The organism is Fusicatenibacter sp. (genome assembly GCF_977045365.1).
On the sequence record NZ_CDRRUH010000040.1, the window covers coordinates 18,296 to 29,258 of the forward strand.

A 10,963-nucleotide genomic window follows, 5' to 3' on the forward strand; every position below is an offset into this window, starting at 1 on the left:
TTTCTAAGAACATCTTCGCAAACCGGAATGTATCTGAAATGGGCTCAAGAAAGAGGTATCTATGCTCCAACTGATTGAAACCATCAACACTGCCGTGAACAATTTTATCTGGGGTGTTCCGGCTATGATCTGTATTTTTGGTGTCGGACTGTACTTAAGTCTGCGCACCCGTTTTCTCCAGATTCGAAAATTCCCGTATGCAATCCGCACGACGATCGGACGAATGTTCCGGAAAAAGGATGCGTCCGACGGTGCAATTACTCCGTTCCAGGCGGTCTGTACGGCGCTGGCCGCTACGGTCGGTACCGGTAATATTGCCGGTGTCGCCGGTGCTATCGCGATTGGCGGACCGGGTGCGGTGTTCTGGATGTGGATTTCGGCCCTGCTCGGCATGTGTACGAAATTTGCGGAGGTTACACTGGCTGTCTTCTACCGTGAGAAAAACGCCAACGGCGAGCTCGTCGGCGGACCGATGTACTACATCAAAAACGGCCTTGGCAAAAAATGGCATTTCCTGGCTTACCTGTTTGCCGCTTTCGGCGTACTGACGGTATTCGGAACGGGAAACGCAACGCAGGTTAATACAATCACAACCGCGATCAACTCCGCACTGATGAACTACCATGTGATCTCGGAAAAATCTGTTTCGCTTTCCAACTTAATCCAGGGAATCATCATCGCCGCGCTCGTTGCGCTGATCCTGCTCGGCGGCGTCAAACGAATTGCACAGGTAACGGAAAAACTCGTTCCGTTTATGGCACTGTTTTATATCATCCTTGCCCTCGGCGTTATCTTATTGAACATCAACACGATTCCATCTGTTTTCGTGTCGATCTTCAAGGGTGCATTCCGTCCTTCCGCTGTGACGGGCGGTATCGTCGGAAGCATGATCATGAGTGTGAAAAAAGGTGTCTCCCGCGGTATCTTCTCGAATGAGGCAGGTCTTGGTACCGGCTCCATCGCGCATGCCTGCGCCGATACGAGAAAGCCGGTCAAACAGGGTATGTTCGGTATCTTCGAGGTATTTACAGACACCATCGTCATCTGTACCTTAACTGCACTCGTTATCCTCTGCAGCGGCACTTCCATTGCTTACGGACAGGCCGCCGGCGCGGAGCTGACGATCAGCGGATTTACCGCTACGTATGGAAACTGGGTTTCGCTGTTCACCGCACTTGCGATGTGCTGCTTCGCCTTTTCCACAATCCTCGGTTGGGGACTTTACGGTGCACGCTGCATCGAGTTCCTGTTCTCTGAAAAGATCACGAAATACTTCATGGCCGCTTACTCGCTGGTTGCCATCCTCGGCGCCACCGCAAATCTCGGCCTGATGTGGAGCATTGCGGAGACCTTCAACGGCCTCATGGCGATCCCGAACCTGATCGCTCTCTTCCTGCTCTCGGGCAAGGTGGCAGAGCTGACAAAAGAATATTTTGCTAACGAAGTAAAAACCAATTAAAAGATCTCCGGGAAAACGGCATTTCGATATGCACCGTTTTCCCGGAGATTTTTTTCTAAACACTTTTCTATTCTTTTCTCTGCAGCTCCGGCTGGCTCTGCCGATGTTTTTTCTTCTGCAGATACATCACCGCATCTGCCTCCTCGATAATTTTCACGATATCCAGCTCCTCGTGGTCTTGGGGAACCTCGACCATACCGCAGCTGAAGCTCTTCGGATACTCGTGCGTCTTTTCGCTCTCGAACGCATTCTGGATCACCTGCAGCTTATCCTTTGCAGCCTGCAGCGGGCAGTTCTGAAGTACAATGCAGAACTCATCGCCACCGACCCGCGCAAAAATGTCCTCTTTCCGGATCAGATTTTCCACTGTGTGTACAAAATGGCGGATATACCAGTCGCCCTCGGCATGGCCGAAATGATCGTTGATGTATTTCAGATGATCGAGATCGCAGTAGCAGAACACCATACTGACTTCTTTTTTCAGCATGTCCTCCGCCTTTTCGAGGAAAAATGCGCGGTTTCCGATCCCCGTCATCGGATCCCTCTGGGCTTTCCGGCGCAGCATCTCCTCGCGCTGTTTCGTCTCGGTCACTTCGCGGATGATATGCGTATACGCCTTCTCATCCTCCCAGGCAATGGTCCGCGAACGGATTTTGTAAAAGCGGTGCTCAGAATCCTCTGCCTCCCAGTACCATTTCACCGAGGTCAGCGCCTCCGAATCACTGCTCCGCTCTTTTGCCGCCTCCTGCAGACACATCTTGTAGATCTCTTCATTCTTCAGATCCTCACTTGCGCCCTCCCGGTTGCAGTACAGAATCTTCGTTCCGTCCACATTCGTTACAATAATTTCCTCTTCACTTCCGCTGATCAGATCCAGCAGAAGTGCATTGTAGCTTTCCGCCATGTCGGCGTGGTGTTTCTCCACCTCTGCTTCCAGCCGCAGCGCATTTTCCCGCTCACGGAGCTGCGCCGTCATCGTGTTGAACGCATCTGAGAATTCACCGAGGTACGAAACCGTCTGAGAATAATCCCCCTTTGCTACCTGCTTTGCCTGCCACGTCAGATGATTCAGATTCGCCTGAATGTTTTTCAGATTATCGCACAGCGAATTTCCCCGGGTCGCGATTGTGCCGGACAGATCGCCCTTCGAAAGAGCCGCAGAATACGCTTTCATTTCCTGGATCATCTTGTCCAGGTACTGCAGCCCCATGCCGAGCTTCTGATACGGTTCGTCCAGCTTTTCCAGATCCAGCGGCTGTACCTTCGTGTCATACAGGATACTCCGCAGATATTCAAATAATTGTTCACAGTTTCTGTTTTCCATCCAACACCACTTACTCTTCTATATTTGCATGGAAGCGGCAGACACGGTCACCCGTTGCCCAGCAGTCCACTTCCACTGCCGTATACATTTTTCCGGAATACGTAGAAAGCACTCCGGCAATAAATCCCTCATCGTAATTGCAGACCGTCTCTCCGAGCACCGGAAGTCCCGAGCAGTCCGCGTCCTCTGCCACTGTGAGGATGATTCTTCCGCTCTCTTCATCGACATCCTCAATCCGCAGTACACCGATCTTCAGTTCTTTCATCTTGTTCTGCAGCTGATTGACAAACGCATCCATCGGCTGATCCATATCCAGCATGTGTTTTGTGAAATACTCACCTGCCGTGCGTCCGGCGCTGCGGAAAATCTCTACCTGTGTCTCTTTGCCGAAGCGCTGCACCAGTTCGTCCTTCAGGGAGTATTCCAGCATGCGGTATACGAGTACCGGAAGCTCTTCGCCTAAGTTTCCTCTGCTGTTCTCGTCATACTTTAAATACTCCTCAAAACGAAGCGGCTTTTTGTCCGCGAAAAAAATATTATTTTCCATCAAGGTTTCTCCTATTGTTTAATCTTTCTTTTCTCTTTTACATCTTCTGTGTTTTCATTTCGTCTCATTTTTGTATCATTTCAGATCATTATAGCAGTTTTTCCGTCCCGTTTCAACAATAGGGCGTAATACCTTTACACTGTCAGACAGAGCGCGGACGCTTAGGAATTCCTTTTTTATCCCGATTCGGCCGGTACAGCTCTCTTTCGCTGAGCAGACGTTCCATACATGCTTTCAGTTTTTCTGCATCCAGCTACAGGTGGGGGAGGATGTCACTCTCAAAAGTGTTCAGGGCTTTTTATTTTTCCAGTTTCGCGTTATAATAAACCATACAAAGATTTTAGAAACGAAAGGAAAACTGCTCTGATGATTGATTCCACTGTATCTGTTGCCAAAGGTGAAAAAACAAAATACCGCCTTGCCGAATCCATGAAGGAATGCATGAAGACGACGCCGGTCGAGGAGATCACCGTGCGCCAGATCTGTGAAATCTGCGGCGTTACCCGTCAGACCTTCTACCGCAACTTTCTCGATAAATATGATCTGATCAACTGGTATTTTGATAAATTACTTACAAAATCCTTCGAACATATGGGCCGCGGAACGACCGTTTTCGACAGTCTGGAAAAGAAATTCACGTACATCCAGGAGGAGAAGCCATTCTTCGCAGCCGCCTTCCGCTACGACAAGCAGAACTCCCTGCGGGAGCATGATTTCGAACTGATCCTGGCATTCTACGAAAACCTGATCCGCGAAAAAAGCGGCCGCCCGGTGACGCAGGAAATGCATTTTCTCCTCGAAATGTACTGCCAGGGATCGATCACAATGACCGTAAAATGGGTACTTGGCGGGATGGACATCACCCCTTCCGAGCTGGCCGGTCTTCTCGTCCGCGCAATGCCGGAGGACTTAAAAAAACTGTTTCTGGAGCTGCAGCTTCTTTCCTGAACGGAAAGAGCTGCGGCTCTTGTCATTTTTCACAAATTCCGGTTTGTTATTTTTTGCACAATGTCAAATTTTTCAAAAGTGTTACACTTTGCTTCTTCTGTCACTTTCTGTTTCCCTCCGATTTTGTTAATATAATCACAAACAAAACGAACGGCTGCTGATTCCAGCAGATCCATTTATTCAGAAGGGAGTTTTTTCATCATGGCAAATCGTATTAACTTAAATGCTACATCCTATCACGGAGCAGGCGCTATCGCTGAAATAGCAAACGAGGCAAAGGCACACGGCTTCAAAAAAGCATTCGTATGCTCTGACCCGGATCTGGTAAAATTCAACGTTACTTCCAAAGTAACCGATATCCTGACCGAGAACGGACTGGACTATGAGCTTTACAGCGACATCAAACCAAACCCGACCATCGAAAACGTAAAACACGGCGTAGAAGCTTTCAAAGCATCCGGCGCTGATTATCTGATCGCAATCGGCGGCGGTTCTTCCATGGATACTTCCAAAGCCATCGGTATCATCATCGCAAACCCGGAGTTCGAGGATGTCAGAAGCCTTGAGGGCACTGCACCGACCAAGAATCCCTGCGTACCGATCATCGCTGTTCCGACCACAGCAGGTACTGCTGCAGAGGTTACCATCAACTACGTTATCACCGACGTAGAGAGAAAACGTAAATTCGTATGCGTTGACCCGCACGACATGCCGATCATCGCAGTTGTTGATCCTGAGATGATGTCCTCCATGCCGAAAGGACTGACCGCTTCCACCGGTATGGACGCTCTGACCCACGCTATCGAGGGCTACACCACAAAAGCTGCATGGGAAATGACCGATATGTTCCATCTGAAAGCCATCGAGCTGATCTCCAAATCCCTGCGCGGCGCTGTTGCAAACACCAAAGAGGGACGTGAGGGAATGGCTCTCGGCCAGTACATCGCAGGTATGGGCTTCTCCAACGTAGGTCTTGGAATCGCTCACTCCATGGCACACACCCTGGGCGCTGTTTATGATACCCCGCACGGTGTTGCATGCGCAATGATGCTTCCGATCGTTATGGAATACAACCAGGAGTGCACCGGTGAGAAATACCGTGAAATCGCACGCGCTATGGGCGTTGCAGGTGTCGATGAAATGTCTCAGGAAGAGTACAGAAAAGCAGCGATCGACGCTGTTAAGAAACTGTCCGCAGACGTTGGAATCCCATCTGTTCTCGAAGCAGTCAAAGAAGAAGACCTGCAGTTCCTTGCCGAGTCCGCACACGCAGATGCCTGCGCACCGGGCAACCCGAAAGATGCAAGCGTTGAAGATCTGAAAGATCTGTTCCGCAAAATTATGGCATAAGATTTCGAAATAAATATCTTTAGAAAATCCTGAAAAAGAAACACCCCGGAATACTGGAAAATTTTCTTTCCGTATTCCGGGGTGATTTTTTTCGTAAACGTTATTCTACGGTGTTTCCGTCTGCATCTACGGTTACCGTATTGACGGCTGCGTTGTCAAGAACGGTGTTGATCAGACGCTCCATCATGATGTTGCGCACGACGGTATCTTCACCATAATAATCATTTGCCGCGTTCAGGAAATCCTCCTGGGACATGTTGGCGTTGGCTGCCTCATCGTTTAAGATCTCCTGGTAATCCTGATCGTCGGTTGTCCAGCCTTCTGCCTCTTTTACGGCATCCAGAAGAAGGGCGCTCTTTGCCATGGTTCCGGCATACGTTGCTTTCTCCTGATTGTAGGTTGCCCGGTCTGCGTACTGCTCCAGATAGTCATCCAGGGAAATGCCATAGTTCTGCAGATAGTTGGTATACCGTTTATCATAATCTTCCTCGCCGAGGGCGATGTACAGTTTCGGGATTTTGGTGAACGTACAGCCGTCTGCTACCCGCTGCATCGCGTCATCCTGCAGATTGTTTTCTGCGGTTGTCTCGTTGGCTGCCTCAAGCTCTGCACGTTTTCCGGCATAATAATCATCTACGGTGCTGTAATCGGTGTTTGCCGCTACCCACTCATCGTCAAGTTCCCATCCGTCGATATTTTCTGCCGGGCGGGTGAACGCATTTACAGTAACAGTAAACACAACGTCTTTTCCTGCCAGATCGGTGCTCTGATAGTTATCCGGGAATTTCAGGTTCAGATCTTTCGTCTCACCGGTTTTCATGCCGACAACGCCATCCTCGAATCCGTTGATAAATGTTCCGGAACCGATCACCAGATTATAGGAATCGCTGCTTCCGCCGTCGAACTCCTCGCCGTCAATTTTTCCGACGTAAGCGATATCTGCGGTATCTCCTTCCTGTACGGTGGCATCCGGATCTTCCATGGTCACGGATGTCTCTGACAGAATAGCGTTCTGTACATCATCATCCGTTACCTGCTCTACTTTCTTCTCCAGCGTCAGGTTTTTATAATCGCCGAGTGTCACACAGTCCGCCGGATCTGCGTCCTCGTCTACAACCGGAATGCCGTCGACATCGCTCGGGGAAACGTAGTCCTCGGAAGCTGTGCTGTCGGACGATGTGCTGCCTGCGCTCGACGCATCGGATGCTGAGGAAGCGCTTGTGCTGCTTGCGCTTGATACGGAACTGCTGCTTGTTGTATTGTTTTTTCCACATCCGCTCACACTGGCTGCTCCCAGTGTCATGAGCAGAAGCATGACTGCTGCTTTTCTTTTCATTCTTGAATTTTCCTCCATACTACGCCGTTCCCGGCGCGTTGTAAATCTCATTTTACCATACTTGTCCGGTAAAAAAAAGGCTGGGGCTCCGATTTTAGAAATTCTTATGATTTTCGACCGTAAAATCGCCTGGATTGCGCTAAAATGTGTTTGCGTTTTGCCGGAATCAATGTTAGAATGAACATAGACTGGCATCGTATGTACCGATGCCCGCATTATTTTTTTGCAGAGGAGGAATAGAGGGATGAAACCCTGGATTATCGTATTAATCGTATTAGCTGTCATCGCTGTCATCCTTGGTCTGCTGTATTACTTCGGTAAAAAAGCACAGACAAAACAGGCCGCACAGCAGGAACAAATGGAGGCCATGAAACAGACGGTCACCATGTTGATCATAGATAAGAAAAAGCTTCGCATGAAAGATTCCGGACTTCCACAGATGGTCATCGACCAGACACCGAAAATGATGCGTCGTGCAAAACTGCCGATCGTCAAAGCAAAAGTCGGTCCGAGAATCATGACCCTGATCTGCGACGCTGCTATCTTCGATCAGATCCCGGTGAAAAAAGAAGTCAAAGCTACCGTAAGCGGTATCTACATCACCGGCGTACGCGGCATCCGCGGTTCGTTAGAGCAGCCGGCAAAGAAAAACGGCTTCTGGCAGAGAATGCTCCGCAAAGCACGCGGCGAGGAGAAATAAAATTTCATCTGAAACAAAAAGAAACACGCTTTGCGTGTTTCTTTTTGCTTTCGCGGCAGTCGCCAAGGTCTCGTGCAAGCCCGGACTTTGGCTCGTTGCTCGCGAAAATACCCGAGTTGAATGATTTTCATTCTTCCCGGGTATTTTTTTATAAATTCAGTTTTCCGCCTTCCCGCGGTCTTACCTCGATATCGATTACGCAGTCCCCCACGTAGCTGTCGTTGATGTCGAGCGCGTATTCTGCCTTCAGTAAAATCTGATCCGGCGTCTCTTTCATTCTGACCTTCGTCGCCGCAACTCCCATGTTGATCATGCCATATGGCGTGTGATAAAACGAAATATTCTTTTTATCCTCCTCAAAAATCATATGGACATCAATGAGGCCGCGCTTGCGCACCTCGAGGGCGTTTTCCGTAAATTTGATCATGTTGTGCGTCATCATGTCAAAGCCTTCGGTTGCCTCGTCGTAGATCAGAAAGTGATGGCCGTTTTTCTTGTAGTACGAACCCGTCGTCATAACCTCCACCGGTTCTTGTTCGCCGGATTCCTCATCCATCAGATACTGCAGTCCGCGGATGCTGATGAGTACGTCTTTTTCCATCCTTTTCTGGTGTTCCTCTCTCTTTTCTGTATGTCGTTTTTAATAGTTTTCAATCTGTACCTGTTTCGTATCGCTGATCTGCTCCGGCAGAACGGAATGTGCAAAGGCATTGAACCGCTCCACGCCGTCGCTTGCGAAGAACTGGTATTTCTGACGGCCCGGCTCATCGTTTCCCGGATTCTCCAGATCCAGCTCCCGCAGCAGTCTGCGCAGTGCCTGTGAGGTTTCGTATGCCGGGTTGACGAGTGTTACTTTTTCTCCGACTACTTTCCGCAGCAGAGAACGCAGCAGCGGATAGTGGGTGCATCCCATAATCAGCGTGTCGATGTCTTTATCCAGAATCTCTGCCAGATAGCGGCGTGCCACTTCCTCGGTGATCGGATCTTTTGTCCAGCCCTCTTCCACGAGCGGCACGAACAGCGGACACGGTTTTCCGTAAACGGTGATCGCCGGATCTGCCCCGGTAATGAGCTGCTGGTAGAGGCCGCTCTGAATGGTGCTCTCGGTTGCGATGACGCCGACGCGCTTGTTCTGCGTCGTCTCGACGGCCATCTGTGCGCCCGGTTTTACCACGCCGATGATCGGGAGATCAATCTCTTTTTCGATCGTATCGAGTGCCAGCGCACTTGCGGTATTGCAGGCGATGACGATTGCCTTGACCTGCTGGGTTTCCAGAAAGTGTACGATCTGGCGGGAATAACGGATGACAGTGTTTTTCGATTTGGAACCGTACGGCACACGCGCGGTATCTCCAAAATATACGATTCGTTCGTCGGGCAGGTTTCGCATAATCTCACGCACTACGGTCAGTCCGCCGACACCGGAATCAAAGACGCCGATCGGCGCCTGTCTGTCTGCTTTCATACTTTCCTCCATTTTTCATCCGGCATTACTTTTTTGTCATGCCGAATGGGGTTCATTTCCATATTTAATATATCTGAATTTTTACATTTCTTTTTTCATTTCACGACCCTGGTTAAAATAGGTCGCTGATACATTATTTTAACCCGAATGGAGGAATATTGCAATCATTTCTCTTGAAAGTCTTTCGAAAAATCCGCTTAACGCCAGAAAAACCGGAACGAAATCCGGTCACTTTTCAGGATTTCGCGGTAGGCGGCGTCACTCAGCAGATTCTGCAGCGGAATCCGGCTTTTTTCGACTTTTTCTGCACTTTCGCCGTCCTCGTTTACGGGGCGCAGGGCATCCGAAAAGCAGATGGACGGGTAAAGCATGCACCACCAGTTGTGCCCTTTGGCTCTGCCAATGTTGATCTGAAGAGCGTCGTACGTTCCGGCGGGGAGAATATAATTGCCCGTTTCTTTTTCCTCAAAACTGGCTTTTCCGTACGTTACGGTGATATCGTCAGTACTGCCTCCTGCGCGCAGCGTCTGAAGGGCGGCGGCACGGATGGAGGGCTCGTTTTCACGCAGGATTTCTTCGGTTTCTGCTTTTGTTTCGGCTCCGTGCAGGATCGTCTGCAGTTCTTCGGCAACGGCATCGCGTACCTGAAGCTTGATCTGCTGGTCGGAGACGCAGTCGCTGTTGGCTCTTACATGAAAGCGCACGATCTTTGCAGCGACTTCCTGCTGCAGACGGGACTCGCGGAGAAGATTGGCGGTTCCGGAAAGGATCAGCGCCGCAATGCAGATGGGGAGCCAGCGGCGGCAGAAAATTTGAAATGCCGCCTGGAATTGACTTCTATGCTGGTTCCCAAATGTATTTCGGGGCTGCGCCTGCCCGTCCCTGGATTTCTTCTGTGTCTGATTTTGATTCCGTTTCCGGCTCTGTGCTTTTTTCTCATTCATATGCTGCCTCCTGTTTTTTCCAGTTTTGCCGGATTTCAAAACTTTTATACACAGGCACTCACTGCCCGCTCCGATATTCCATACACTTTAAACCTTTTACGGCGCTTTCGGAATCCACGGAATGCTCCTTTCGTTTTCCCACGCATAGCACAAGTCCGCCAGTGTCACCGCCTCTTTTCTTTTCACCCGGTTGTCATAAACTCCGCACAGGTACTCACCGACGGACTCCACCTGTTTTCCGTTCTGCTCCATGATATCTTCTGGTTTTTCTGCGTGAAACAGACAGGCACTGTGTCCGAGCGCGCGGTCCTGTTCCAGGTAGTTCAGCAGCTCCTCCATGCGGCTCCGGTCGCCGAGCAGTGCATCGGAAAATACAATCGCCTGGACATGCCCGGTGTCGAGATCGTATTCCTCTGTGCTGTCATACTGCTGCGCAATCTCCTCGAAGGTCTCCGCCTCAAAGAACAGCGATGCCGGATCCTCGTCGGTTCCCTCCTCCTGCTCATCCTTTCCCTGGCCGGTCACCACCGCAAGATTCGCAGGCGCATACCAGACGCGCCATTTACCGCCAGCCGTCTCCTTTTCTCCGCCGCTCTCACTGACCATCTCTCCGGTTTCTTCCCCAGTTTCACTGTTTTCCGGCGCAGCAGCCTCTTCCGACACATAATCAAAGGCAACCGCCAGTGGATACAGCCGCTTTTCCGGCTCTACTGCCCCGCAGGATGACAGGAAAATCATACTGCCCAGCGCCAGACACACAAGTCGCAGTTTTTTCATATGCTTCTGACAGAAGCCGGGCAGCACCGTGATGGCAAGGAAAAACGGAAAGTAACCGTACCGGACCGACCATCCGCGTTCCGCGCACGACAGCAGCCACACCAGAAGCACCG

The 10,963-nt window shown here is 50.3% G+C and carries 11 protein-coding genes; 4 read left to right on the forward strand and 7 right to left on the reverse strand.

Annotation, left to right across the window (positions count from 1 at the left end; translation table 11 throughout):
• Positions 1 to 61 precede the first annotated feature (61 nt).
• Positions 62 to 1,459 (forward strand): alanine/glycine:cation symporter family protein, encoded by a 1,398-nt coding sequence (locus ACY2VW_RS09610; protein ID WP_461877924.1) that lies wholly within the window; start codon positions 62 to 64, stop codon positions 1,457 to 1,459.
• Between the two features lie 67 nt (positions 1,460 to 1,526).
• Here the strand turns inward: ACY2VW_RS09610 and ACY2VW_RS09615 are convergent, their stop codons facing one another.
• On the reverse strand, positions 1,527 to 2,783 hold the full coding sequence (locus ACY2VW_RS09615) for a sensor domain-containing diguanylate cyclase (protein ID WP_461877925.1): 1,257 nt from the start codon (positions 2,781 to 2,783) through the stop codon (positions 1,527 to 1,529).
• A gap of 10 nt (positions 2,784 to 2,793) precedes the next feature.
• Positions 2,794 to 3,330, reverse strand: a complete 537-nt coding sequence (locus ACY2VW_RS09620; RefSeq protein WP_461877926.1) for a V4R domain-containing protein — start codon at positions 3,328 to 3,330, stop codon at positions 2,794 to 2,796.
• Between the two features lie 366 nt (positions 3,331 to 3,696).
• Between ACY2VW_RS09620 and ACY2VW_RS09625 the strand changes: the two genes are divergently transcribed.
• Positions 3,697 to 4,278 carry a TetR/AcrR family transcriptional regulator C-terminal domain-containing protein gene (locus ACY2VW_RS09625; RefSeq protein WP_461877927.1) on the forward strand — a complete coding sequence of 194 codons (582 nt, stop codon included), beginning with the start codon at positions 3,697 to 3,699 and terminating at the stop codon, positions 4,276 to 4,278.
• A gap of 201 nt (positions 4,279 to 4,479) precedes the next feature.
• The gene (gene fucO / locus ACY2VW_RS09630) at positions 4,480 to 5,628 is read left to right on the forward strand and encodes a lactaldehyde reductase (RefSeq protein WP_461874794.1); all 1,149 of its coding nucleotides are present in this window, start codon (positions 4,480 to 4,482) and stop codon (positions 5,626 to 5,628) included.
• 100 nt (positions 5,629 to 5,728) lie between these two features.
• Here fucO and tig read toward each other — a convergent pair whose 3' ends face one another.
• The gene (gene tig, locus ACY2VW_RS09635; protein WP_461877928.1) at positions 5,729 to 6,964 is read right to left on the reverse strand and encodes a trigger factor; all 1,236 of its coding nucleotides are present in this window, start codon (positions 6,962 to 6,964) and stop codon (positions 5,729 to 5,731) included.
• Positions 6,965 to 7,208: 244 nt separating this feature from the next.
• Here tig and ACY2VW_RS09640 point away from each other — a divergent pair, with 244 nt between their 5' ends.
• Positions 7,209 to 7,664 carry a hypothetical protein gene (locus ACY2VW_RS09640; RefSeq protein ID WP_461874796.1) on the forward strand — a complete coding sequence of 152 codons (456 nt, stop codon included), beginning with the start codon at positions 7,209 to 7,211 and terminating at the stop codon, positions 7,662 to 7,664.
• A 148-nt stretch (positions 7,665 to 7,812) separates the two neighbouring features.
• On the opposite strand, the gene ACY2VW_RS09645 is transcribed toward ACY2VW_RS09640, so the two are convergent.
• The 4 genes from ACY2VW_RS09645 to ACY2VW_RS09660 form a co-directional block, all read right to left on the reverse strand.
• Complete coding sequence (locus ACY2VW_RS09645; RefSeq protein WP_022462143.1) at positions 7,813 to 8,265, reverse strand: YwiB family protein; 453 nt, start codon at positions 8,263 to 8,265, stop codon at positions 7,813 to 7,815.
• 39 nt (positions 8,266 to 8,304) lie between these two features.
• On the reverse strand, positions 8,305 to 9,129 hold the full coding sequence (gene murI / locus ACY2VW_RS09650) for a glutamate racemase (RefSeq protein WP_461877929.1): 825 nt from the start codon (positions 9,127 to 9,129) through the stop codon (positions 8,305 to 8,307).
• 197 nt (positions 9,130 to 9,326) lie between these two features.
• Positions 9,327 to 10,073 (reverse strand): stage II sporulation protein R, encoded by a 747-nt coding sequence (gene spoIIR / locus ACY2VW_RS09655; protein ID WP_461877930.1) that lies wholly within the window; start codon positions 10,071 to 10,073, stop codon positions 9,327 to 9,329.
• Between the two features lie 96 nt (positions 10,074 to 10,169).
• On the reverse strand, positions 10,170 to 10,963 hold a 794-nt coding region (locus ACY2VW_RS09660), incomplete at its 5' end, for a Ger(x)C family spore germination protein (protein ID WP_461877931.1).